The organism is Streptomyces sp. CNS606 (genome assembly GCF_000426325.1).
Genome location: NZ_AUFD01000021.1, coordinates 64,662 through 87,562 on the forward strand (window position 1 = coordinate 64,662; position 22,901 = coordinate 87,562).

Consider the following 22,901-nt stretch of genomic DNA (forward strand, 5'->3'; position numbering starts at 1 on the left):
CTCGACCAAACTCCTGACCATTGAGTAACCTTACTCCAAAGTAAACTCACGCGGAGGCGAGGAGAAGCGGAATGGCGGACCGTTACCTGCAGTGGACCCGTTCCGATCCCGGCCGCTTCCTCTCCCGTCGCCTCGGCCTCCCCCGGCCCGCGCCGCTGCACCGCTGGTCGGAGCGGCGGCCGGTACTCGAGGGCGGCCCGCTGCTGCACCTCACCGCCGGACGCACGGCGTGCGACGGGACGGAACTGGCAGCGGCGCTCGGCGGATGCGGACTCGAGGTGCGTACCGGAACGGGTGCCGAGGCAGGCACCCCCTCCGGCATCGAGCCGCGAACCGGAGCCGGTGGGGGCGACCGGTTCTCCGCCGTCGTCCTGGACGCTACGGGTATCCGCGCGGTTGCGGAACTCCGGGAGGTGCACCGGGCGCTCCACCCGGTCGCCCGGCGCATCGCCGACGGCGGCCGCGTCGTCGTCCTGGGCGCCGCTGTGGACCCCGGCGACCACCACCAGGCCGCCGCACAGCAGGCGCTGGAGGGGTTCGTACGGTCCCTGGGCAAGGAGGTCGGGGGCGGCCGTACGGCGCAGCTCCTGCGCCTCGCGCCGGGGGCGTCGGCGGCGGGCGCCGCGTCCACGCTGCGCTTCCTGCTCTCCCCGAAATCGGCGTACGTCAGCGGCCAGGTGGTGGAGGTCGCGGCCGGCCTCCCCGGGACCGCGCCCGGCGACCCGGGGCGCCCGCTGGCCGGCCGTACGGCGCTGGTGACCGGAGCGGGACGCGGCATCGGCGAGGCGGTGGCCGCCACCCTGGCCCGGGACGGCGCGCACGTGCTGTGCCTCGACGTCCCGCAGGCCGAACGGGACCTGGCCGACGTCGCCGAACGCCTGGGCGGCACACCGCTCCCCCTCGACATCACCGCCGACGACGCGGGCGCCCGCATCGAGGAGGCCCTGCCGCCCGGCGGCCTGGACGTGCTGGTGCACAACGCGGGCATCACGCGCGACCGCCGCTTCGCCAACATGGCCGCCGACCGCTGGGACGCCGTCCTGGAGGTCAACCTGGACAGCGTGCTGCGCACCACCGACCACCTGCTGCAGGCGAAGGCCCTGCCCGACGGCGGCCGGATCGTCGCCACCGCCTCCATCGCGGGCCTCGCCGGGAACACCGGGCAGACCAACTACGCGGCGAGCAAGGCGGGCATCGTCGGCCTGGTCCGCGCCCTCGCGCCGGCCGCCGCCGAACGGCACGGCGTCACGGTGAACGCCGTCGCGCCCGGCTTCATCGAGACGCGGATGACGGCCGCCGTGCCGCTCGTGATCCGGGAGGCCGGGCGGCGGATGAACTCCCTGGCGCAGGGCGGCCTTCCGGTCGACGTCGCGGAGACCACCGCCTGGCTCGCGCACCCGGAGTCCGGCGCGGTCAACGGACAGATCGTGCGGGTCTGCGGCCAGAGCCTGCTGGGGGCGTGACGATGGCGCTGACCACCACCCTGCTCCGGGGCGCGCTCGGCTCGCTGCGCAAGCACCCGCCGTACGAAGGCGCTGCGCTGCCCGCCCGCGTCCTGACGGCGCCCTCGGTGCGGATCGACGCCCGGCACGTGGCCGCGTACGCCGAGGTGTGCGGCTTCCCGCCCACCGGCGGCACCGGGCCGCTGCCGCCCACCTACCCGCACCTGCTCGGCTTCCCCCTGGCGATGCGGCTGCTGGCCGGCGCCGACTTCCCGTTCCCACTGCTCGGGCTGGTCCACACCGGCATCGAGGTCGCGCAGCGGCGGGCGCTGCGGCCGGACGACCGGCCGGAGATCCGCGTGCACACCGAGGGCCTCGCGCCGCACCGGCGCGGCACCGCGTTCCACGTCGTCACCTCGGCGCGGCTGGACGGCGCGGAGGTCTGGTCCTCGCGCAGCACCTACCTGTGCCGGCACCGGCGGCCGGACGCCGCACCGGAGACGGGCCGGGCGGACGGCGTAGACCGCACGGACCGCACGGACACGGCCGCCCGCACGGGGCGGGCCGGGGACGCCGCACCACTGCCGGTGCGCGCCGAGTGGCGCCTGCCCGGCGACCTGGGACGGCGCTACGGTGCCGTCTCCGGCGACCGCAACCCCATCCACCTGCACCCGCTCACCGCGCGGGCGTTCGGCTTCCCGCGCGCGATCGCCCACGGCATGTGGACGTTCGCCCGCTGCCTCGCCGAGACGTCCGGAACGGGCGCGGGCACGGGCACCGGCACCGGTCGCCCGGAACGCTTCACGGCGCACGCACGCTTCGCCGCGCCGGTGCTGCTGCCCGGCGAGGTCGTGCTGCTCGCCGGGGACGGAGCGGAGGGCGCCTTCACACTGCGGGACGGCCGGGACCGCGCCCGGCTGCACGTCAGCGGGAAGGTGTCCAGCGGGCCCCCTTCATGAGGCCCTCCAGGCCCGCCCAGCAGAAGTTCATCAGCGTCGCGGCGGTCTCCTTCGCCGACGGACGGTCCTCCTCACGGGAGTTGGCCCAGTCGGCGAGGGACTCGGCGGAGCCGACCAGCGCGTGGGCCAGACCGGACACCTCGCGGTCCATCAGGCCCTCGTCGCAGCCCGCGTCCTGAGCCACCCGGCCCAGCAGAGCGGTCACCAGCGCGACGATCTCGGCCCGCATCCCGGCGACCACACCGGCGAAGGTCTCCCCCTCCCCCGGCGCCTGCTGGTGCAGCACCGTCCACCCGTCCGGGTGCGCCGCGGTGTGCGCGAAGAACGCGCAGAGTCCGTTCCACAACTGCTGGTCGGGCGGGAGGGTCTGGTCCCGCGTGCCGTCGAGCACCGCCCTGGTCAGTGCGGCGGCCTCCCGGTCGATGCACGCGGTGAAGAGGTCGTCCTTCGACTTCAGGTACTGGTACACCAGTGGCTTGGAGACCCCCGCCGCCTCGGCGATGTCGTCCATCGACGCCGCCCGGTACCCGTGCCGCCCGAAGGCCGCCACCGCCGCATCCAGCATCTGCTGCTCGCGCACCGCGCGCGGAACCCGCTTGCCGTTCTTCGTCCCCACCTTTTCGCCCTTCGCGTCGCCCCCCGCCCCTGAGCGCCGTTCCGTCCTTTTCACCATACGCCGCTGCTCCCCCGGATCTCCCTGGTCCGGAGGAGCAGCAACGGCGTTGCGCGCCACAGGCGTTGTGCGGGAACGGGCGCGGGTGCGGGTGTCAGGCGGGCACGGGCGCGCGGGCGTCGTCCTCCGCGTGATCCTCGGCGTCGTCCTCGGCTCCGGTCTTCCCCTCCGCGCCGGCCGGGCCGGTCCCGTCGCGGTCCAGGTCCTCGATGCTGAAGCTCTTCGCGCTGTGGAAGGCGTCGAGGTCGAGGATCTTCTCGCGGGCCGCGACCAGCACCGGCACCAGCGCCTGCCCGGCCACGTTGGTGGCGGTGCGCATCATGTCCAGGATCGGGTCGATGGCGAGCAGGAGGCCGACTCCGGCCAGCGGCAGGCCCAGCGTGGAGAGGGTCAGGGTCAGCATCACCGTGGCGCCGGTCAGGCCGGCGGTGGCGGCGGAGCCGATGACCGAGACGAACGCGATCAGCAGGTAGTCGCCGACGCCGAGGTCCACGCCGAAGATCTGCGCGACGAAGATGGCCGCGAGGGCGGGGTAGACGGAGGCGCAGCCGTCCATCTTGGTGGTGGCGCCGAACGGCACCGCGAAGGAGGTGTACTCCTTCGGCACGCCCAGCCGTTCGGTGACCTTCTGCGTCAGGGGCATGGTGCCGACCGAGGAGCGGGAGACGAACGCCAGCTGGAGGGCGGGCCAGGCGCCGCGGAAGAACTGCACCGGGCTCACCCGGGCGACGGTGGCCAGCAGCAGCGGGTACACGCCGAAGACGACGAGCGCGCAGCCGATGTACACGTCGGCGGTGAAGGTGGCGTACTGGCCGATGAGACCCCAGCCGTAGTCCTTGATGGCGGTGCCGATGAGGCCCAGCGAGCCGAGCGGGGCCAACCGGATGACCCACCACAGGGCCTTCTGCAGCAGGGACAGCACCGACTCGCTCAGTTCCAGCAGGGGTTCGGCCTTCGGGCCGAGCTTCAGCGCCGCCACGCCGACCACGGCGGCCATGAAGACGATCTGGAGGACGTTGAGTTCGGTGAACGGCGTGACGACGTCGGTCGGGACGATGCCGGTGAGGAAGTCCAGCCAGGACCCGGCGGACTCCGGCTCGGCGCCGTCCCGCGTGGTGAGGCCGGTGCCGGCGCCCGGGTTCGTCAGCAGACCGATGGTCAGCCCGATGGCCACGGCGATCAGCGAGGTCACCATGAACCACAGCAGGGTGCGGCCGGCCAACCGCGCGGCGTTGGACACCTTCCGCAGGTTGGTGATGGAGATCACGATCGCGAAGAAGACCAGCGGAGCGACGGCCAGCTTCAGGAGCTGCACGAACGTTTCACCGGTCTTGGTGAGGCCGGTGCCGAGCCAGCCGACGTCGGCGCTGCGGGCCAGCCAGCCGAGCAGCACGCCGAGCACCAGACCGGCCAGGATCTGAGCCCAGAACGGAACGCGAGGTATGCGGAATCGCTGCTGCTTCGACGCAGAGAGCTTCGCATCAGAGGACACGGACACACTCCGAGGAGGAAAGAAAGGGAACGGGGAACGCGTGCGGGCATGCGGGAGCCGAGCGCACGACGACGCGGGAGCGCCTGCGGGGGGGGTGGGTGCCGGAGTGGGTCCGGCCGCCGGTCAGGCCCTGCGACAGGTCGCGGAGAGGCAGCGGCAGAGATCGACGTGCAGCCGCGCGACCAGCATCGTCGTGGTCGCGTTCGTGAACGGGGCTGCGGTCGTCATGGCCCTCACGCTAACACCGGGCCTTATACGGCCCCAAAGTCCGGCTTCTGGATCGACGGTCACGCCGATGCACAACGCCCCACCGGGGACGGCGATTCCCGGCGGGGCGTGCGGAACGGGTGTGACGAACGCGACGTCGCCACGGACAGGCGGGACGGGCGTGCGGGACGGGCGGGTCAGGCCGCGTCGTCCTCCATGGAACGGTTCGCGGACAGCTTCGCCTTCGCACGGTCGACGCCGCCCGCGATCTGCTCCGCCATGGCGTCGCGCTGCCGGCGCAGCAGGATGTAGCTCAGCGGCGCGGACAGCACCAGTGCCAGCAGCAGGATCCAGAGCGGGTTGGCCCTGCCGATGCCCTCGGGCAGCACCCCGGTGTACGCCAGCACGGCGGCGAGCACGAGACAGCCGAGGAAGATGCCCAGCCGCAGGGTGGTGTAGCGGAGCGTGGCGTGCGAAGTGCTGCTCACGGTCGTTTCTTCCTTCTTCGGGATCAGGTGAGGGCCAGCCACATGGTGACCTCGTCGCGGTACTCGTCGTCCGCGACCTTGAAGGCGCCGGGCACCCGCCCGGCCTCCTGGTAGCCGCACGCACCGTAGAAGTGCTCCAGACCGTCGCCTCCCCGGAGGGTGAGGCGTACCGCTTCCACGCCGTCCGTGCGGCGTGCGGCGTCCGCGGCGGCGGACAGCAGTTCACGTCCTGCGCCCGTCCCCTGGCGGGACGGGTGCACCATCACGATGTACAGCCAGACCCAGTGTCGCATCAACCGGTGCTCGTCCCGGACCAGGAAGGTACTGGCGACGAGCGTCCCGTCCTCGTCACGCCCGGTGAGGAGACTCGTGCCGCCCGCGGCGATGCCGCGCAGGTACTTCAGCAGCGACGGGCGTACGTCCTCCTCGGTCACCGGAGGCACGAACCCGACGGACCCGCCGGCGTTCGAGACGTCCACCCAGAGCCGCAGGATCTCGTCGTGCAGCGTGGGCGTGACCTCGGGGTCGGACGCGAAGGACAGGGACATGCCGCCGACGATATCCGGCGGCGCGGCACGGCCCCCGCGCCGGGGTGAACGTGGGGCTCGTCCCGGCCGGGCGACGACCCGACCCCCGGCGCTGCGCGCTGACCCGCTCAGGGCCGGGACGCGAGAGCGTCGGGTATGCGCTGGGCGACCTCATCGCCCAGGCGCTCGAACTCCCGTCGTGCGAACGGACCGGCCACCTTGGCGAGCCCCTTGAAACGGATGGTCGCCCGATAGGTGATCCGGGTGCCGTCCCCGTCCGGCTCGAAGAACATGTCGTCGACGGCCACCGCGGTCTTGTTGCTGCCGGAGAACGTCAGCCGCCTCTCCTGGCGCGTGACCAACTGGTAGGTGAGCTCGGTGCGCCGACCCCAGAACTCCGAGACGTTGCGCCACCGGGCCCCCTCGCGCAGGGGCCCGTCGTCCAGGCGGGTGCAGCTGACCGTTCCCGGGTCCCACTCCTCGGTCCTGGCGAAGTCCTCGAGGTAGGCGACCACCTCCTCCACCGGCCGCCCGACGGTGAACGCACGCTCCACCCTGACCATCTCCGCGTCCTCTCCTCTGCCGTGACAACGCCGTAACGGGACGGAGCGCCGCACGGGCACTCCTTCGACCGCCGCAGCGAGCCGTCACCCCACCTTCGCTCCCACACCCCTGGCCGGACGCAGCGTCTGCCTCAGAGCTTCATGGGCTGCGGCGTTTCGCGCCGCTGGGCGTCCGGGCCCGGGTACTCGCGGATGACCTCGTAGCGGGTGTTCCGCTCGACCGGCCGGAATCCCGCGTCGCGGATCAGCTCCAGCAGGTCCTCGCGGGTGAGCTTGTCGGGGGTGCCGAAGTCGTCCGCGTCGTGCGTGATCTTGTACTCGACGACGGACCCGTCCATGTCGTCGGCGCCGTGCTGCAGCGCGAGCTGTGCGGTCTGGACGCCGTGCATGACCCAGAAGACCTTCACGTGCGGCACGTTGTCGAAGAGCAGGCGGGAGACCGCGAAGGTGCGCAGCGCCTCCGCGCCGGTGGCCATCGTCGTGCGGGCCTGGAGCCGGTTGCGGACCTTGCCGTCCTGCATGTCGACGAAGTCGTGCTGGTAGCGCAGCGGGATGAAGACCTGGAAGCCGCCGGTCTCGTCCTGGAGCTCGCGCAGCCGCAGGACGTGGTCGACGCGGTGGCGCGGCTCCTCGATGTGGCCGTACAGCATGGTGCACGGGGTCTTCAGACCCTTCTCGTGCGCCAGGCGGTGGATGCGCGACCAGTCCTCCCAGTGGGTGGCGTGGTCGACGATGTGCTGGCGGACCTCCGGGTCGAAGATCTCCGCGCCGCCGCCGGTCAGCGACTCCAGGCCGGCGTCGATCAGCTCGTCCAGGATCTCCGAGGCGGGCATGCCGGAGATGGTCTCGAAGTGGTGGATCTCGGTGGCGGTGAAGGCCTTCAGCGACACCGTGTCCGGCAGTGCCCCCTTCAGCGCGCTGAGCGAGCGCGGGTAGTAGCGCCAGGGCAGCGTGGGGTGCAGGCCGTTGACGATGTGCAACTCGGTGAGGTTGTCGCCCTCCATCGCCTTGGCGAGCTTGACGGCCTCCTCGATGCGCATGGTGTAGGCGTCCTTCTCCCCCGGCTTGCGCTGGAAGGAGCAGTACGCGCACGACGCCGTGCACACGTTGGTCATGTTCAGGTGCCGGTTGACGTTGAAGTGGACGACGTCGCCGTTCTTCCTGGTCCGCACCTCGTGGGCGAGACCGCCCAGCCAGGCGAGGTCGTCGCACGCGTACAGCGCGATGCCGTCCTCACGGGTGAGCCGCTCACCCGAACGGACCTTGTCCTCCAGCTCGCGCCTGAGCCCAGCGTCCATGCCGCACGCGCCTCCTCGCCTCACGGATTCGGGCGCTTTGCGTACCGGCGCCCCGATCGAGCGTAGCCCTACACCTCGTCGGGCAGTTCGCCGACCCTGTTCTCCCACTTGGTGGAGAGCACGATGGTGGTCCGGGTGCGGGAGACGCCCTTGGTGCCGGAGAGACGGCGGATGGTGCGCTCCAGCCCGTCCACGTCCGTCGCGCGGACCTTGAGCATGTAGGAGTCGTCGCCGGCGATGAACCAGCAGTCCTCGATCTCGGCGAGGTCCCGCATCCGGCCCGCGACCTCCTCGTGGTCGACGGCGTCGGAGAGCTGGATGCCGACCAGCGCCGTGACGCCAAGGCCCAGCGACGGCGCGTCGACGGTCGCGCGGTAGCCGGTGATGACGCCGGCCGCCTCCAACCGGTTGATGCGGTCGGTGACGCTGGGGCCGGAGAGGCCGACGAGCCGGCCGAGCTCGGCGTACGAGGCCCTGCCATTCTCGCGCAGCGCCTGGATGAGCTGCCTGTCCACCGCGTCCATGCGTCCTACGCCTTCCGTCTTCCCGGGTCGGGATTCGAGTGTTTCCCGCATTCCTCGGATACGAATCTAAGGCATGGCCGCGTCATCTCCTGCGGTCGGCCCGTCCTACGGGCCGTCCGGCGGGGCCGACGCGTCCCGCGTGACCTCCCGGCCGCCGCCGAGCTCGCCCCGCCAGCGGCGGTACAGCTTGTGCGGGACGCCGGCCGCGTCCAGCACCCGGCCTGCGACGAAGTCGACCAGGTCCTGCGCGTCCCGCACCCCGGCGTAGAAGGCGGGCGAGGCGGGCAGCACCACGGCGCCCGCGTCGTCCAGCGTCACCAGGTGGCGCAGCGTCTGGCCGGTCAGCGGCGTCTCGCGGACGGTCACCACCAGCGGCCGCCGCTCCTTCAGCGTCACCGAGGCGGTGCGCTGCAGCAGGTCCTTCGACAGGCCCAGCGCCACGCCCGCCACGCAGGCCGTGCTCGCGGGCACGACGAGCATGCCGCGCGTCGGGTACGACCCCGACGACGGCCCGGCCGCGAGGTCGCCGGCCGCCCAGTGCCGCACACCGCTCACGTCCACGTCGTACGCGTCCGGGGTGCCGTCGGCGCCGCGGGCGAGCCAGCGGCGCAGGTCCTCCTCGGCGTGCGCGTCGCGGAACGGATGACCGGTCTCGTCCAGGACGGTCAGCCGGGCGGCCCGGCTCACCACAAGGTCCACGGGCTCACCCGCGTGCAGCAGCGCACGCAGCACCGCCGCAGCGTACGGAGTGCCGGAGGCCCCGGAGACGCCCACGACCCAGGGCCGGCGCTGGCTGGAAGTCACGCACCGAGCGTACGACGTACCCCGGCTGGCCAACGGGGGCGGTCATGCGGTTGGCTCGGGAGATGCGCGCCTCCCGTTCACCCCGCCGTCACGCCGCCGTCGCCGGCGGTGTCTGCCTGCTGCTGGCCGGAGCCGTCGCCTGCGGCCCCGCCGAAGCCGCGGGCTCGCCCGCCGACACCGTGCGCGGCGCCGTCGACCGGATGACCGCCGAGGAGTCGGCGACGGTCGTCGCCGACCTCGACGCCCCGGTCGGCGAGGTGCGGGAGCTGCTGTCGGCCTTCGGACGGGACACCGGCCCGGAACGGGCGCGGCGGCTGGCGCAGGCCGAGGTCGCGCTCGCGCTGGAGGCGGAGCGGGCCCTGAACGAGCTGGAGGACTACGGCCCGGAGACCCGGCTGGTGATGGCCCTGTGCCTCGGCGACCGCGACGTGGTGTCGTACAAGTCGATCGGCGACCGGGTCTACCTGCGGATCCAGCCGAAGGAACTGCTGCGTCACGGCGGACTCACCCGGCAGGAGCGCGATCGGGTGCGGAGGGTTCTGCGGCTCGCCGACGACCTGCCCGGCTCGCTGCACTCCGTCGACCGCCTGCTGGGCGGCGGCTGGGTCAGCATGAAGCCCGAGGCGTTCGCGGACTACGCCTGGGCGCTGGAGGAGTTCACCGGCCTGTCCGTGCACCGCGGCGGCGTGCGCGGCGCGAGCAACGTGCTGGACGGCGACGAGCTGCGCGGCACGATGGCCGGACTGGAGGACGTGCTCACCCGGCACACCGCCTACCGGGTGACCGGGGAGAAGGACGGCGTGCAGCGGCTGCACGCCGAGCTGCCCGCCCGGCGCACGGCGCGGGCGCTCGCCCCGCTGCTCCAGCCGCTCGGCACCGGCTTCGACCCCGCCGAGGCGGGCGACCGGCGGGTGCCGGCGGAGGTGGTGCTGCGCCGCGGCTCGCTGGCCGAGGTGCGCTTCGACCTGGGCGGACTGGTCGGCGACGGAGCGGCGGACGTGCCGTTGCGGCTGCGGTTCTCGCCGGGCGACGTGTACTCCCCGAACCCGCCCCGGAACGCGCCCGAGCTGGCGCCGCAGGACCTGCTGGCCGCCGCGCTCTACCGGGCGGCCCGGTCGTAGCGGCACCCGGTCGTAGCGGCACCCGTTCGTAGCGGCACCCGGCCATAGCGGCACCCCGTCGTGGCCCCCTTTCGCGGCGTACGCCCGGGCACGTGGGGAACCGGGGCGATCCGGGTAGCGTTGCACGGTGAGAGGCACTGGGCTCTCCAGGGGGAGGGGAGGCACACGATGACGAGCGAGACGACGTACCGGACCGCGTCCGCGCTGAAGCTCATCCTGGTCTGGGTGGGCCTGATGTGGGTGCTGGAGGCGGTCGACTACGCCACCGGTCACGCGCTGGACCCGTACGGCATCTCGCCCCGGCAGACGGACGAGCTGCTGGACATCGTCCCGGCGGCGTTCCTGCACTTCGGCTGGGACCACCTGATGGCGAACACCGTGCCGCTGCTGGTGCTGGGCTTCATGGCCGCGCTGCGCGGCATCGGCACGTTCCTGGCCGTCTCGCTGATCACCATCCTGGTCAGCGGGCTGGGCGTGTGGGTCACGGCGCCGGTGCCGAGCAACACGGCGGGCGCGTCCGGGCTCGTCTTCGGCCTGTTCGGCTACCTGGTGGTGCGCGGCTTCGTGGACCGGCGCATCGCGGACGTCGCGCTGGGCGGCGTGGTGGTCGTGCTGTACGGGTCGATCCTGTGGGGCGTGCTGCCGACGACACCGGGGGTGTCGTGGCAGGGCCACCTCTTCGGGCTGATCGGCGGCGTGATGGCGGCGTTCATGACCTCGCGGAGCCGCGCGGCGGGCGAGCCGAAACCGGCCTGGCACTGACCCGGCACCGACCTGGCGGGGCGCGCCGCCACCGCGGTGCCCCGCCCGTCGCGTGCCCGCCGGAGCGGCTCAGCCCGCGGAGAGGCCCCGCAGGGCGAGGTCGGCCAGCGCGCAGGCGAAGAGCGCCATGCCGATGAAGCCGTTCACCGTGAAGAAGGCACGGTTCAGGCGGCTCAGGTCGTCCGGCCGCACGAGCGCGTGCTCGTACGCGAACGCGGCCGTCACGAGCGCGAGCCCGGCCCACCAGGGCAGGCCCGCGCCCGTCGCGACGCCGAACCATGCGAGCAGCAGCACCGTGACCCCGTGCGCGACGCGTGCGCCGTACAGCGCGGCCGCGATGCCGAAGCGCGCGGGCACGGACCGCACGCCCTCCGCGCGGTCGGCGGCGACGTCCTGGCAGCCGAAGATCAGGTCGAAGCCGCCGATCCAGATGCCGACCGCCAGGCCCAGCAGCACCGCCTCCCACGACCAGGCGCCGGTCACCGCGATCCACGCGCCGATCGGCCCGATGGCCTGCGCGAGTCCGAGGATCGCGTGCGGGAAGTCCGTGAAGCGCTTGCCGTACGGGTAGACGACCATCGGCACCACGGCGGCCGGCGCCAGCGCCAGGCACAGCGGGTTGAGCAGGGCCGCCGCGCCGAGAAAGACGGCCAGCGAGACCGCCGCGCCGAGCTGCGCGGTGCGCACCGACACCGCGCCGGTGACGAGCTCCCGCCCGGCCGTGCGGGGGTTGCGGGCGTCGATCTCGCGGTCGATGATCCGGTTCGCGGCCATCGCGAACGTTCGCAGGCTCACCATCGCGACGGTGATCAGCAGCAGCTCCCACCAGTGCACGCGCCCGTCGTCCAGGAACATCGCGGTCAGGGCCGCGATGTAGGCGAAGGGCAGCGCGAACACCGAGTGCTCGATCATCACCAGCCGCAGGAACGCGCGCACGGGGTTCGACGTCGCCTGCGCGTTCGAGGTCACAGGCCGTACTCCTTCCAGCGGCGGTCGACCGTCGCCGCCGTGCCGGGGTCGGAGAGCACCATGTGCGGCCAGCCGCCGTCCCGGGTGTAGCCCTCCTCGGGCCACTTGGCGGTGGCGTCGATGCCCGCCTTGCCGCCCCAGAACTGCTGGTAGGAGGCGTGGTCGAGGTGGTCGACGGGCCCGTCGACCACCTGGAGGTCGCGGGCGTAGTCGGTGTTGCCGAGCGCACGCCAGGCGACCTCGTGCAGGTCGTGCACGTCGCAGTCGGCGTCGACGACGACGATCAGCTTGGTGAGCGACATCATGTGCGCGCCCCAGATCGCGGACATCACCTTCTGGGCGTGCTTCGGGTAGCGCTTGTCGATGGAGACGATGGCGCAGTTGTGGAAGCCGCCGGCCTCGGGGAGGTGGTAGTCGACGATGTCCGGGACGATCACCTTGAGCAGCGGCAGGAAGAAGCGTTCCGTCGCCCGCCCCAGCGGCCCGTCCTCGGTCGGCGGACGGCCGACGACGATGGACTGCAGGACCGGCTTCTTCCGCATCGTCACGCAGTCGATCGTGAGCGCCGGGAACGGCTCCTGCGGCGTGTAGAAGCCGGTGTGGTCGCCGAACGGGCCCTCCGGCAGCATCTCGCCGGGCTCCAGCCATCCCTCCAGCACGACCTCCGCATCGGCCGGGACCTGCAGCGGCACCGTCTCGCAGTCGACCATCTCGACGCGCTTGCCCTGGACGAAGCCCGCGAAGAGGTATTCGTCGATGTCGGCGGGCAGTGGCGCGGTGGAGGCGTAGGTGACGGCGGGCGGGCAGCCGAAGGCGATCGCGACGGGCAGCTTCTCACCCCGCCGGGCGGCGACCTGGTAGTGGTTCCGGCTGTCCTTGTGGATCTGCCAGTGCATGCCGATGGTGCGCTTGTCGTGCCGCTGGAGGCGGTAGAGACCGAGGTTCCGTACGCCGGACTCCGGGTCCTTCGTGTGGGTGAGGCCGAGGTTGAAGAACGACCCGCCGTCCTCCGGCCACGTGAACAGCGCGGGCAGCGCGTCCAGGTCCACGTCGTCGCCGCGCAGCACCACGTCCCGGACCGGGCCGTTGCGCACCTTCTTCGGCGGCACGTGCGCCATCGCACCCAGCTTGCCGAACGCCTCCCGCATACCGACGAAGCCCTGCGGCAGCTCCGGCTTGAGCAGCCCGCCGATCTTCTCGCTGATCTCGGCGTACGACGTCAGGCCCAGCGCCTTGAGCAGCCGCCGGTCGGTGCCGTAGACGTTCATGGCCAGGGGCATCGAGGAACCCTTGACGTTCTCGAAGAGCAGCGCCGGTCCCCCGGACTTCTGCACCCGGTCGACGATCTCCCCGACCTCGAGGTACGGATCGACCTCCGCCTTGATGCGCTTGAGGTCGCCTTCGCGTTCGAGCGCCCGCAGCAGCGAGCGGAGATCGTCGTATGCCATGGCCTCAGTATCGAGCATGCGGTTTCCGGGCCGTTACGCTGGTGTCCGTACACCCGACGCACCCCAGGGGGCGCCCCGCATGCTCAGGTATCTGCCGTTCCTGTTGGTCCTGGCGATCTGGATCTTCGCCTTCATCGACTGCCTGAACACGCCCGAGAACGAGGTGCGCAAGCTGCCGAAGCTGGCGTGGGTGTTCATCGTGCTGCTCTTCGGGCAGGTGCTGATCGGCCCGGTCGCCTGGTTCCTCGTCGGCAGGCCGCGGCGGAACGCGCCGTACGGTGCGCAGCGGCCGCAGGAGCGGCGCTGGGTGGCGCCGGACGACAACCCGGACTTCCTCAAGTCGCTGGGCGAGGAGGACGAGCGCCGTCGCCGCGACACCGGCGGCGGCGACGACGAGACGCCGCCCCCGACGGGCGCGTGACCCCTGCCGGGGCCGGGGCGGCGCGTCCCCGCGCCCGGCGGCCGTCGGCGCGGGCCGGCGAGGTCCGCACGCTCGGGCCGTACCGCCTGCGCCGGGACGTCAGATGCCGGCGTAGCTGTGCTTGCCGTTGAAGAAGACGTTGACGCCGTAGTAGTTGAAGAGGAAGCAGGCGAAGGCGAAGAGCGCCAGGTAGGCGGCCTTGCGTCCCTTCCAGCCGGCGGTGGCGCGGGCGTGCAGGTAGCAGGCGTACGCGACCCAGGTGATGAAGGACCAGACCTCCTTGGGGTCCCATCCCCAGTAGCGGCCCCACGCGTCGCCGGCCCAGATGGCGCCCGCGACGATGGTGAAGGTCCAGAAGGGGAAGACGGCCGCGTTGACCCGGTAGGCGAACTTGTCCAGCGAGGACGACGAGGGCAGCCGCTCCAGCACGGAGGTGGCGAACGCGCCCGGGCTGCCGCCGCCCAGGAGCTTGGTCTCGTAGCGGTCGCGGAAGAGGTACAGCACCGAGGTGACGGAGCCGAGGTAGAACAGCGCCCCGCAGACGATGGCCAGCGAGACGTGGATCCACAGCCAGTAGGAGTGGAGCGCGGGGACCAGCTGGTCGGACTCGGTGTAGAGCCAGGTGGTGGCGAGCCCGAGGTCGAGCAGCACGGTGGTGACGAGCGGCAGGCCGATCCAGCGGATGTTCTTCTTCGCCAGCAGGAAACCGAGGTAGGCGCCGACGATCACCATCGAGAACGCGGTGGAGAACTCGTACATGTTCGCCCACGGCGCCCGGCCGACGGACAGCGCGCGGGTGAGCACGCCGCCCGCGTGCAGCGCGAAGGCCAGGACGGTCAGCGAGATCGCCATCCGCCCGTAGAGGTCGCCCTTCTCGTCCCCGCCGGCGGCGCCCGGGCCGTCGGGCAGGTCGCCGCGCCGGCCGGCGCTGGAGCGGGTGACGACCTTGGGGCGCTCCAGCACGCTCGTGGAGCCGCCCTTCCTGACCGTGACCGCGGGAGCCGCCTGCGCCGCGTCCTGCGCGGCGGCGTCCTGCACGGCGCCGGAGGTGAGCGCGGCAGCCGTACGGGCCACCTTGCTGCGGCTGCCGAGCACCCACTCGGCGATGTGCGCGACGAACGCGAGGACGTAGACGGCCATCGCGGAGTAGATCAGGTAGTTGCTGATCTCGGCGAGCGGCTCGTTGGTCGCGGCGGCGATGTTCACCAGGTTCACGGGCGGTCTCCTCGGGAGGGTGCCTCTTGTGCTGCGTCGGCGTCGGACTCCGCCGTGTCCCCGTCGGGGGCGGCGGCCGGCGGTGCCTTGTCCTGCAGGGCGTACGCGAGGTCGCCCAGTTCTTCGGGGAGGCGGGGCGACTCGCTGCGCCCCAGCCCGGCCATCTCGACGGTGGTGGTGCCGTCCGGGCCGGCGACGGCCCGGACCCACATCCGGCGGCGCTGGATGAACAGCGAGCCGGCGAGTCCGGCGATGGCGATGAGCGCGCCGGCGAGGGCCCAGACGTTGCCGACCTGGTGGGCGACCTGGAAGTTCGCCCACTGCTTGACGCCCTCGAACTTCAGCGTGCCCTTGCCGTCGGGCAGCTTCATGGACTCGCCCGGCAGCAGCTTCTTCGCCAGCGGACCGCCGTCCTCGGCCTTGAACTGCTTCATGCTGTCCGTGTCCAGCTGATACACGTTCTGCGGGATGCCGGAGTCGACACCGAGGTCGCCCCGGTAGGCGGTGAGGAACAGCACCGGGTATTTCAGCTCCGGCCAGCGGGAGAACATGCTGCCCGAGCCGGCACCGCCGAAGGTGGGCACGAAGAAGCCCTGGAAGCCGAACTGCTCCCGCTCGCCCTCCTCGTTCACCGCGTCGGTGACCTTGATGACTCCGCTGGAGGTCAGGTTGGTGTCCTGCGGCAGGAACGGCACCGGACCGCGGTAGGCGACCTCGCCGCTCGCGTCGGTGAAGGACACGACGGGGGCGTAGCCGTTGGCGAGCAGGTAGACCTTGGTGTCGCCGATCTCCAGCGGCTCGTTGACCTGGATGGTGGTCTTCCGCTCCGGGCCGTCCGGGGACGTCCAGTACGTGACGTCGGCGCGGGCCGTACGGACGCTGCCGCGGTTCGGGCCGTTCTCCTCGTACGACGCGTCGAAGTCGTCCAGCCGGAACCCGAAGCCGTCGAGGTCGTCCGAGGCGAAGAGCGAACCGGAGGAGAAGTCGTCGTACTGCGAGAGCGTGTTGGAGAAGCTGCTGCCGACGGGGACCAGCGTGCCGCCCTCGGAGCGGAAGAGCTGGCCGGCGGCGAAGGCCACCAGCAGCACGATCAGCGCGATGTGGAACAGCAGATTGCCGGCCTCGCGCAAATAGCCCTTCTCCGACGCGACGCCGTCGCCCTCGGCGGCCACACGGTAGCGCTTGCCGCGCAGCAGCACCCGCGCGGCCTCCCGTACGTCCTCGGGGGAGGCGTCGGTGCGCCAGGTGGTGAAGGCGGGCATCCGGTCCAGGCGGCGCGGGGCGCGCGGCGGACGGGCGCGGAGCTGTCCGGCGAACTGCAGGCTGCGGGGCAGGATGCAGCCGATCAGCGAGACGAACAGCAGGATGTAGATCGCGGAGAACCACACCGAGCTGTAGACGTCGAAGAGCTGGAGCGCGTCGTAGACGTTCCCCAGGGTCGGGTTCTCGGCGCGGAAGTCGTCGACCCGGGTGGGGTCGACGGAGGACTGCGGGATGACCGAGCCGGGGATGGCGGCGAGGGAGAGCAGGAAGAGCAGGATCAGCGCGACCCGCATCGAGGTGAGCTGACGCCAGAACCAGCGGGCCCAGCCGAGGGCTTCGCGGCCGGTCCAGGCGGCGCCGCCCTTGACGCCGGGGGCGCGGACGCCGCCGAACGAGCCCTGCACGGCTTGCCCGCTCTCCTCGACGGGGGCGGTGGAGAGCTGCGACATGGCCGCGCCGAGCTCCGGCTCCTCCGCGGCGGAGTCCGGGCGCGCGGCGGACGGGCGCTCGGCGTCCGGCCGGGTGGTGGTGTCGTCGGTCATGCGCTCAGATCCCCACGGTGAATCCGGCCGCGCCGGACCACACCTGCAGTTCGTAGACGATTCGGTCCCAGGCCCCCGTGACGAGCAGCACGCCGACGGCGACCAGCAGGCCGCCGCCGATGCGCATCACCCAGACATAGTGCCGCTTGACCCAGCCGAACGCGCCGAGGGTGCGGCGGAACAGCACGGCGGCGAGAAGGAACGGCAGGCCGAGGCCCAGGCAGTAGGCGGCGGTCAGCACCGCTCCGCGCCCGGCGCTGGCCTCGTTGAGCGCGAGCGCGGTCACCGCGGACAGGGTCGGGCCGATGCACGGCGTCCAGCCGATGCCGAACAGCACGCCCAGCATCGGCGCACCCGCGAGGCCCACGGCCGGACGGCGGTGGATGCGGAACTCGCGGCTGGTGAGACGGTTCAGCAGGCCGGAGCCGGAGCTCATGAACGACAGCCCCAGCAGGATCGTGAGACCGCCCAGCACGCGGGAGATGATCTCGCGGTGTTCCTGGAGGGTGTTGCCGAAGTAGCCGAACAGCGCGCCGCCGGAGACGAACACGGCGGTGAAGCCGAGGACGAACAGCGCGGCGCCGGCGAGCACCCGGCCCTTGCGGGCGTCCGCGAGGTCGGTGCCGCTGACGCCGGTGACGTAGCTCAGGTAGCCGGGGACGAGGGGCAGCACGCAGGGCGAGAAGAACGACACCAGCCCGGCGAGCAGCGCGATCGGGAGCGCCAGGATCAGCGCGCCGCTGACGACGGTCTCGTCCGGCGCCACGGCGAGGGTGGTCAGGGCCGCGGTGGGGTCGCTCATCGCACCGTCACTTCTCCGCGAGCACCGGCTCGATCAGCGAGCGCAGCTGCTTCTCGCCGAGTTCGTCGAGCGCCTGGACGGCGATCTTCCCGTCCTGGTCGATGATCAGCGTGGAAGGGATGGTCTGGAGCGAGAGCGTGCCCTCGGGGAACTTCAGCATCTGCCGGCCGCTGGGGTCGAAGAGGCTCGGGTAGGGGATGCCGTAGGTGCGCTCGAACGCCTGGGCCGGCTCCTTGTACTGGTCGCGGGTGTTGATGCCGAGGAACCGGACGCCGTCGTCCGTCAGGTCCTCGGCGACCTTCGCGAAGTGCGGGGCCTCCGCCCGGCACGGTGCGCACCAGGAACCCCACACGTTGACCACCACGACCTCGCCGCGGAAGTCGGAGAGGCGCGCCTGACCGTCGCCGACCGTCTCGCCGCCGATGTCGGGGGCGTCCTTGCGTTCCGCGGCGGGCACCTTCGTGATCCGGCCGGTGCCCTGGACGTAGCCCTTGTCCCCGCCCCCGGTGGCCTTCGGGTCGTCCCCGCATCCGGTCAGCAGCAGCCCGCCGGCCACGGCGAGTACGGCCGCGGCGGACAGGGGCGTACGACGACGGAAGGCGCGGATCGGACTCATGTGAAAAGTTTCCCATGGGGTCGCAGGACGCTCCCCGCACCCCCTGGTAGGGCGCGTATCAGCAGGTCGGAGCAGGTTTCGGGACGCATACGAGCAGCCGCTCTCAGGCGCCCGCGGCGGGCCGGTCGCCGCGCGGGCCGCCGGCCCGCAGGTGCGGCGGTACGAGGTCCAGCGCCGGCTCGTTGTACGCCACCGAGACGATCTTGTCGTCCAGATAGGTGAACGAGGTCAGTGAGGCGAGGGTGCACTGGCGGGTGCGCGGGTCGTGCCAGAGGCGGCGCCGCTCGACGTAGGAGCGCAGCGTCCAGATCGGCAGCTGGTGGCTGACGCACACCGCCTCGTGGCCGCGTGCCGCGTCCTTCGCCGCCTCCACGGCGCCCGACATGCGCACCACCTGGTCGATGTACGGCTCGCCCCAGGACGGGCGGAAGGGGTTGCGCAGGTGCCGCCAGTTCGCGGGACTCCGCAGGGCGCCGTCACCGACGCCGAAGGTCTTGCCCTGGAAGAGGTTGCCCGCCTCGATCAACCGCTCGTCGGTGGCGAGATCCAGACCGAGGGCCTTGGCGGCCGGCGCGGCCGTCTCCTGGGCGCGCTCCAGCGGCGAGGCCACGGCGTGCACGATGTCCCGGGTGGCCAGGTGCTCCGCCACCCGGTCGGCCATGCGACGGCCGAGTTCGGACAGGTGGTAGCCGGGCAGCCGGCCGTACAGAATGCCCTCCGGGTTGTGCACCTCGCCGTGTCTGACGACGTGCACCACCGTCACCGTGGGGGTCATGCGGCGGCCTCCGGCTTCGACTGGGCCGCGGCGCGCGCGGCGGACGGCAGGGCGGCGGCGATTCGCTCGACGGCGCGGTCGTCGTGCGCGGTGGACACGAACCACGACTCGAAGGCGGACGGCGGCAGGTAGACGCCCTGCTCCAGCATCGCGTGGAAGAACGCGGTGTAGCGGAACGCCTCCTGGGCCTTGGCGCCCGCGTAGTCCGTGACCGGGGTGTCGGTGAAGAAGACGGAGAACATGTTCCCGGCGGTCTGGAGCCGGTGGGCGACGCCCTCCGCGGTCAGCGCCTCGGTGACCAGGCCGCGCAGCCGCTCGGAGACCGCGTCGACGGCCTCGTACGCCCCGTCGTCCAGCAGCCGCAGCTGCGCGACGCCGGCGGCGGTGGCGACCGGGTTCCCGGACAGCGTGCCCGCCTGGTAGACGGGACCGGCCGGAGCGAGGTGGTCCATGACGTCCCTGCGACCGCCGAACGCCGCCGCGGGGAAGCCGCCGCCCATCACCTTGCCGAACGTCATCAGGTCCGGTTCGACACCGTCCAGGCCGTACCAGCCGGCCCGGCTCACCCGGAAACCGGTCATGACCTCGTCGGAGACGTACAGCGCGCCGTGCGTGCGGCACAGGTCGCGCAGCGCCTGGTTGAAGCCGTCCCGGGGCGGAACGACGCCCATGTTGCCCGGCGACGCCTCGGTGATCACACACGCGATCTGGCCGGGGTGCGCGGCGAACGCCTCGGTCACGGCGGCGAGGTCGTTGTAGGGCAGCACGATCGTGTCGCCGGCCTGCGCGCCGGTGACCCCCGGGGTGTCCGGCAGCGCGAAGGTGGCGACGCCCGAGCCGGCGGCGGCCAGCAGCGCGTCCACGTGGCCGTGGTAGCAGCCGGCGAACTTCACCACCTTGGGCCGCCCGGTGAACCCGCGGGCGAGCCGGATCGCCGACATGGTCGCCTCGGTGCCGCTGGAGACCAGCCGCACCCGCTCCACCGGCGCCACCCGCTCCACGATCTCCTCGGCCAGTTCGACCTCCGCCTCGCCCGGCGTGCCGAACGACGTGCCGCGCGCCACGGCAGCCTGCACCGCGGAGAGCACCTCGGGATGGGAGTGGCCGAGGATCATCGGCCCCCACGAGCAGACCAGGTCGACGTACTCGCGGCCGTCGGCGTCCGTGAGGTACGGACCGGTGCCGGACACCATGAAGCGGGGCGTACCGCCCACTGCGCCGAAGGCGCGGACCGGCGAGTTCACGCCTCCCGGAGTCACGGCGGCGGCACGATCGAAGAGCGACTGCGATACTGGGGTGTCGTACGAGTGAGTCACGGGGCCATGGTGGCAGACCTTCCCCAGCGGGTACGCCCTCGGGGCGTTTCGCGCCCGCCTGCGCGGGGAGGTCTTTGACACGATGATCTGGTTGCGCGGCGGGGGCCGCGAGTGGTCGGGTGGTGACATGCAGCGCGGTGGCGGACTGGGCGAGGGTACCGGGGGACTCGAGCCTGAGCAGGCACGGGGACGTCACCGGCGTGAAGCGGCGAGAACAGAGAGCAGCAGGGGTGGCGGCGGAGTGGGGGTGACCTACAAGTACTTCGGCGCGCCGGACGGTGCGACCGCCGCCCGGGTGCCGATCTCCATGCGTCCGGAAGAGCTCGGCGGCGACGAGCTGGGCCACGGCATGTTCACCAAGATCAAGCCGGAGACCATGGCGGCGATGGTGCTCACGGGCATCGAGGGCATACCCCTGCACCGCGTCCCGCCGCTCGAACTCGTCGTCCTGCACCCGGACTACGCCGTGGTGAAGCTCCCGATGACGGTCGTCGACCCGCTGCGCGGCATCGGCGAGGAGTCGGTCGGCGCGGCCGCGTTCATCTGGTCGACGGTCCCCGACCGCAGCGGCCCGCAGGACGCCTTCAACGTCTACCGGCTGCTCCACGAGTGGCAGGACTTCTCCGAACGCCTCCACATGGCCGGCCACCAGCCGTACTGCCTCGTCTGGCCCTGAGCCTCGGCAGCGCGACGCACGCGCACACGTGCGCACCCCCGCACGCCGCACGCACGGCACGCGGGCCCCACTCCGGTCATCGTCCAGAACCGGTGCGGAGCCCGCGTGGTGACGTGCGGTCAGGCGGCCGTCAGCGCTTCGTGGTGGACGTCTTCGACGTCCCCTCCGCACCGAGCGTGCCGTTCTCGAGGCCCTCCTCGAGCGCGGCCACCGCCTCGTCGACCATCCTGTCCTGCTCCCGCTTGGCCTTGGCGGCCAGGTAGGCCTCCCGCTCCTGACGGAACGAGCGCAGCGTCGCGACGCACATGCCGATCATGACGAAGCTGAACGGGAGGGCGACGAGGATCGCCACCGTCTTCAACGTGTCCAGCGAGGCCGTTCCGCCGCTGCCGGAGGCCAGCAGCAGCGCGATGGCCACGGCACCCTCGGTCAGCGCCCAGAAGACACGGCTCCAGGTCGGCGGGTTCGGGTCGCCGCCGGACGCCAGCATGTCCACCACGTACGAACCGGAGTCGGACGAGGTGACGAAGAAGAGCACGATCAGCAGGATCGCCACACCGGCGACGAAGGTGCCGCCCGGCAGCGTGTCCAGCATCTCGAAGAGGGCGTTGTTGGTGCTGACACCCGCTTCGCCGACGTAGTCGTGCTTTCCGGTCGCCTGCTGGAAGACGGCGGTGCCGCCGAAGATGGAGAACCAGACGAACGTCAGCAGAGTCGGGACCAGCAGCACGCCGCAGACGAACTCGCGGACGGTGCGGCCCCGGGAGATCCGGGCGATGAAGATGCCGACGAACGGCGCCCAGGAGATCCACCAGCCCCAGTAGAAGACGGTCCAGGCGTTGACCCAGCTGGTGCCGTCCTCGCCGTGCGCCGCCCCGGTGTCGAAGCTCAGCGACAGGAGGTTCTGGAGGTAGCCGCCGGTGTCCTGGACGAGGGTGTTGGCGATGTACAGCGTCGGGCCGGCGATCAGCACGAAGAGCATGATCAGGGCGGCGATGCCCATGTTGGCGTTCGAGAGCCACTTGATGCCCTTGCCGATGCCCGTCACCACGGACAGCGTCGCGACACCGGTGATGCACACGATCAGCACGACCAGCAGGGTCTTGCTGCCCCCGTCGTCGACCCAGCCCAGGAAGTCCATGCCGCTGGCGACCTGCATCACGCCGAAGCCGAGCGAGGTCGCGACGCCGAACAGGGTGCCGATGACGGCCACCGAGTCGATCACGTCGCCCCACACGCCCTTGATCCGGTCACCGAAGACCGGCTCCAGCGCCCAGCGGATGGACACCGGGCGGCCCTTGCGGTGCACGGAGTAGGCGACGGCGAGGCCGACGACCACGTAGATCGCCCACGGGTGGATGCCCCAGTGCAGGAACGTCTGCACCATGGCGAACTCGGACTTGGCGGCGTCGGAGGAGCCGATGCCGGGACGCGGGGCGTCGAAGAAGTTCAGCGGCTCGGCGACGCCCCAGAAGACCAGGCCGATTCCCATGCCGGCGGCGAACAGCATCGCCAGCCAGGACACGACGGAGAACTCCGGCCGTTCCCCGTCCTTGCCGAGCCTGATGTCGCCGTAGCGGCCTATGCCCACCCACAGGCAGAAGATCACGAACAGCGACACCAGAGCCATGTAGAACCAGCTCAGGTTGCCGATGACCTCGCTCTGCACGGTGGCGACCGCGTCGGCGGCCGTCTTCTGACCGATGACGGCGAACAGCACGAACCCGAGAATCACCACCGCTGAAGGCCAGAAGACCCTCGGCGCGATGGAGGAGGTCCGTTCGCCTTCTCTTGGTCCTGGTCGATCTCCCTGGGGCGGCACTTTCGCCGTCGTCTGCGCAGACACGCACTCATCCTTCGGTTGTCGGGGCAGAAAAGCCGCAGGCCGGGACGACGTCGGCCCGCGAGCCGTTCACCTCCCCACGACGGCCGAAAACACACGTCACGAAAAAGTATCGACCGGCGGCCGTTCCGGGCCGCCGGTCGACGGAAAGCGAG

23 protein-coding genes are annotated in these 22,901 nt (G+C 71.9%); 6 read left to right on the plus strand and 17 right to left on the minus strand.

Annotated elements, in window-relative coordinates:
* Positions 1-71 precede the first annotated feature (71 nt).
* Together K304_RS0116000 and K304_RS0116005 are read left to right on the plus strand one after the other, a co-directional pair.
* Positions 72-1,463 (plus strand): 3-oxoacyl-ACP reductase, encoded by a 1,392-nt coding sequence (locus K304_RS0116000; RefSeq protein ID WP_027764575.1) that lies wholly within the window; start codon positions 72-74, stop codon positions 1,461-1,463.
* Positions 1,464-1,465: 2 nt separating this feature from the next.
* A complete protein-coding gene (locus K304_RS0116005) occupies positions 1,466-2,401 on the plus strand; it encodes a MaoC/PaaZ C-terminal domain-containing protein (protein ID WP_037790681.1) in 936 nt (311 codons plus the stop codon).
* On the opposite strand, the gene K304_RS0116010 is transcribed toward K304_RS0116005, so the two are convergent.
* From K304_RS0116010 to K304_RS29360, 8 genes are all read right to left on the minus strand, one after another.
* Positions 2,367-2,966, minus strand: a complete 600-nt coding sequence (locus K304_RS0116010) for a TetR/AcrR family transcriptional regulator (RefSeq protein WP_486591693.1) — start codon at positions 2,964-2,966, stop codon at positions 2,367-2,369. The genes K304_RS0116005 and K304_RS0116010 overlap by 35 nt on opposite strands.
* Before the next feature lie 202 nt (positions 2,967-3,168).
* On the minus strand, positions 3,169-4,566 hold the full coding sequence (locus K304_RS29355; protein ID WP_051308514.1) for a dicarboxylate/amino acid:cation symporter: 1,398 nt from the start codon (positions 4,564-4,566) through the stop codon (positions 3,169-3,171).
* Positions 4,567-4,970: 404 nt separating this feature from the next.
* Entirely contained in the window at positions 4,971-5,261 is a 291-nt protein-coding gene (locus K304_RS0116025) for a DUF4229 domain-containing protein (protein WP_027764577.1), read from the minus strand.
* 23 nt (positions 5,262-5,284) lie between these two features.
* Positions 5,285-5,809 carry a GNAT family N-acetyltransferase gene (locus tag K304_RS0116030; RefSeq protein WP_027764578.1) on the minus strand — a complete coding sequence of 175 codons (525 nt, stop codon included), beginning with the start codon at positions 5,807-5,809 and terminating at the stop codon, positions 5,285-5,287.
* A 107-nt stretch (positions 5,810-5,916) separates the two neighbouring features.
* On the minus strand, positions 5,917-6,351 hold the full coding sequence (locus K304_RS0116035) for an SRPBCC family protein (protein ID WP_027764579.1): 435 nt from the start codon (positions 6,349-6,351) through the stop codon (positions 5,917-5,919).
* A 131-nt stretch (positions 6,352-6,482) separates the two neighbouring features.
* Complete coding sequence (gene mqnE, locus K304_RS0116040) at positions 6,483-7,649, minus strand: aminofutalosine synthase MqnE (RefSeq protein ID WP_027764580.1); 1,167 nt, start codon at positions 7,647-7,649, stop codon at positions 6,483-6,485.
* A 68-nt stretch (positions 7,650-7,717) separates the two neighbouring features.
* A complete protein-coding gene (locus K304_RS0116045) occupies positions 7,718-8,173 on the minus strand; it encodes an Lrp/AsnC family transcriptional regulator (RefSeq protein ID WP_027764581.1) in 456 nt (151 codons plus the stop codon).
* A 105-nt stretch (positions 8,174-8,278) separates the two neighbouring features.
* Complete coding sequence (locus K304_RS29360) at positions 8,279-8,977, minus strand: UbiX family flavin prenyltransferase (RefSeq protein ID WP_051308515.1); 699 nt, start codon at positions 8,975-8,977, stop codon at positions 8,279-8,281.
* 62 nt (positions 8,978-9,039) lie between these two features.
* Between K304_RS29360 and K304_RS0116055 the strand changes: the two genes are divergently transcribed.
* Together K304_RS0116055 and K304_RS0116060 are read left to right on the plus strand one after the other, a co-directional pair.
* The gene (locus K304_RS0116055) at positions 9,040-10,098 is read left to right on the plus strand and encodes a hypothetical protein (RefSeq protein WP_027764582.1); all 1,059 of its coding nucleotides are present in this window, start codon (positions 9,040-9,042) and stop codon (positions 10,096-10,098) included.
* Between the two features lie 168 nt (positions 10,099-10,266).
* Positions 10,267-10,860: a rhomboid family intramembrane serine protease gene (locus K304_RS0116060; protein WP_027764583.1), complete on the plus strand. Its 594-nt coding sequence runs from the start codon at positions 10,267-10,269 to the stop codon at positions 10,858-10,860.
* Between the two features lie 69 nt (positions 10,861-10,929).
* Here the strand turns inward: K304_RS0116060 and mqnP are convergent, their stop codons facing one another.
* Entirely contained in the window at positions 10,930-11,829 is a 900-nt protein-coding gene (gene mqnP, locus K304_RS0116065; RefSeq protein ID WP_027764584.1) for a menaquinone biosynthesis prenyltransferase MqnP, read from the minus strand.
* A complete protein-coding gene (locus K304_RS0116070) occupies positions 11,826-13,277 on the minus strand; it encodes a menaquinone biosynthesis decarboxylase (RefSeq protein ID WP_027764585.1) in 1,452 nt (483 codons plus the stop codon). The genes mqnP and K304_RS0116070 overlap by 4 nt, the downstream gene beginning before the upstream one ends.
* A 79-nt stretch (positions 13,278-13,356) precedes the next feature.
* Between K304_RS0116070 and K304_RS29365 the strand changes: the two genes are divergently transcribed.
* Positions 13,357-13,698, plus strand: a complete 342-nt coding sequence (locus tag K304_RS29365) for a PLD nuclease N-terminal domain-containing protein (RefSeq protein WP_037790684.1) — start codon at positions 13,357-13,359, stop codon at positions 13,696-13,698.
* 99 nt (positions 13,699-13,797) lie between these two features.
* Here the strand turns inward: K304_RS29365 and ccsB are convergent, their stop codons facing one another.
* The 6 genes from ccsB to hemL all read right to left on the minus strand — a co-directional run bounded on the left by ccsB (position 13,798) and on the right by hemL (position 20,227).
* Positions 13,798-14,904, minus strand: a complete 1,107-nt coding sequence (gene ccsB / locus K304_RS0116080) for a c-type cytochrome biogenesis protein CcsB (RefSeq protein ID WP_027764586.1) — start codon at positions 14,902-14,904, stop codon at positions 13,798-13,800.
* Positions 14,905-14,909: 5 nt separating this feature from the next.
* Entirely contained in the window at positions 14,910-16,718 is a 1,809-nt protein-coding gene (gene resB / locus K304_RS29370; protein WP_051308516.1) for a cytochrome c biogenesis protein ResB, read from the minus strand.
* A 4-nt stretch (positions 16,719-16,722) separates the two neighbouring features.
* A complete protein-coding gene (locus K304_RS0116090; protein ID WP_027764587.1) occupies positions 16,723-17,520 on the minus strand; it encodes a cytochrome c biogenesis CcdA family protein in 798 nt (265 codons plus the stop codon).
* Positions 17,521-17,527: 7 nt separating this feature from the next.
* Positions 17,528-18,136: a TlpA disulfide reductase family protein gene (locus tag K304_RS0116095; RefSeq protein WP_027764588.1), complete on the minus strand. Its 609-nt coding sequence runs from the start codon at positions 18,134-18,136 to the stop codon at positions 17,528-17,530.
* Positions 18,137-18,239: 103 nt separating this feature from the next.
* Positions 18,240-18,911 (minus strand): histidine phosphatase family protein, encoded by a 672-nt coding sequence (locus K304_RS29375; protein WP_037790686.1) that lies wholly within the window; start codon positions 18,909-18,911, stop codon positions 18,240-18,242.
* Entirely contained in the window at positions 18,908-20,227 is a 1,320-nt protein-coding gene (hemL, locus tag K304_RS0116105; RefSeq protein WP_486591690.1) for a glutamate-1-semialdehyde 2,1-aminomutase, read from the minus strand. Before hemL ends, K304_RS29375 begins: the two co-directional genes overlap by 4 nt.
* A 127-nt stretch (positions 20,228-20,354) precedes the next feature.
* Between hemL and K304_RS0116110 the strand changes: the two genes are divergently transcribed.
* Positions 20,355-20,903 (plus strand): hypothetical protein, encoded by a 549-nt coding sequence (locus K304_RS0116110; protein ID WP_078529203.1) that lies wholly within the window; start codon positions 20,355-20,357, stop codon positions 20,901-20,903.
* Between the two features lie 130 nt (positions 20,904-21,033).
* Here the strand turns inward: K304_RS0116110 and K304_RS0116115 are convergent, their stop codons facing one another.
* The gene (locus K304_RS0116115; RefSeq protein WP_394813637.1) at positions 21,034-22,749 is read right to left on the minus strand and encodes a BCCT family transporter; all 1,716 of its coding nucleotides are present in this window, start codon (positions 22,747-22,749) and stop codon (positions 21,034-21,036) included.
* Positions 22,750-22,901: the final 152 nt, after the last annotated feature.

Excerpts from the sequence above, each read along its gene's own strand:
- K304_RS0116055 (WP_027764582.1), top strand. The coding sequence starts at position 9,040 with ATGCGCGCCTCCCGTTCACCCCGCCGTCACGCCGCCGTCGCCGGCGGT.
- K304_RS0116110 (WP_078529203.1), top strand. The coding sequence starts at position 20,355 with ATGCAGCGCGGTGGCGGACTGGGCGAGGGTACCGGGGGACTCGAGCCT.
- K304_RS0116090 (WP_027764587.1), bottom strand. The coding sequence starts at position 17,520 with ATGAGCGACCCCACCGCGGCCCTGACCACCCTCGCCGTGGCGCCGGAC.
- K304_RS29365 (WP_037790684.1), top strand. The coding sequence starts at position 13,357 with ATGCTCAGGTATCTGCCGTTCCTGTTGGTCCTGGCGATCTGGATCTTC.
- K304_RS29375 (WP_037790686.1), bottom strand. The coding sequence starts at position 18,911 with ATGACCCCCACGGTGACGGTGGTGCACGTCGTCAGACACGGCGAGGTG.
- mqnE (WP_027764580.1), bottom strand. The coding sequence starts at position 7,649 with ATGGACGCTGGGCTCAGGCGCGAGCTGGAGGACAAGGTCCGTTCGGGT.
- K304_RS0116060 (WP_027764583.1), top strand. The coding sequence starts at position 10,267 with ATGACGAGCGAGACGACGTACCGGACCGCGTCCGCGCTGAAGCTCATC.
- K304_RS0116010 (WP_486591693.1), bottom strand. The coding sequence starts at position 2,966 with ATGCTGGATGCGGCGGTGGCGGCCTTCGGGCGGCACGGGTACCGGGCG.
- K304_RS0116095 (WP_027764588.1), bottom strand. The coding sequence starts at position 18,136 with ATGAGTCCGATCCGCGCCTTCCGTCGTCGTACGCCCCTGTCCGCCGCG.
- K304_RS0116035 (WP_027764579.1), bottom strand. The coding sequence starts at position 6,351 with ATGGTCAGGGTGGAGCGTGCGTTCACCGTCGGGCGGCCGGTGGAGGAG.
- K304_RS0116030 (WP_027764578.1), bottom strand. The coding sequence starts at position 5,809 with ATGTCCCTGTCCTTCGCGTCCGACCCCGAGGTCACGCCCACGCTGCAC.
- K304_RS0116045 (WP_027764581.1), bottom strand. The coding sequence starts at position 8,173 with ATGGACGCGGTGGACAGGCAGCTCATCCAGGCGCTGCGCGAGAATGGC.
- K304_RS0116070 (WP_027764585.1), bottom strand. The coding sequence starts at position 13,277 with ATGGCATACGACGATCTCCGCTCGCTGCTGCGGGCGCTCGAACGCGAA.
- resB (WP_051308516.1), bottom strand. The coding sequence starts at position 16,718 with ATGACCGACGACACCACCACCCGGCCGGACGCCGAGCGCCCGTCCGCC.
- K304_RS0116005 (WP_037790681.1), top strand. The coding sequence starts at position 1,466 with ATGGCGCTGACCACCACCCTGCTCCGGGGCGCGCTCGGCTCGCTGCGC.
- K304_RS0116000 (WP_027764575.1), top strand. The coding sequence starts at position 72 with ATGGCGGACCGTTACCTGCAGTGGACCCGTTCCGATCCCGGCCGCTTC.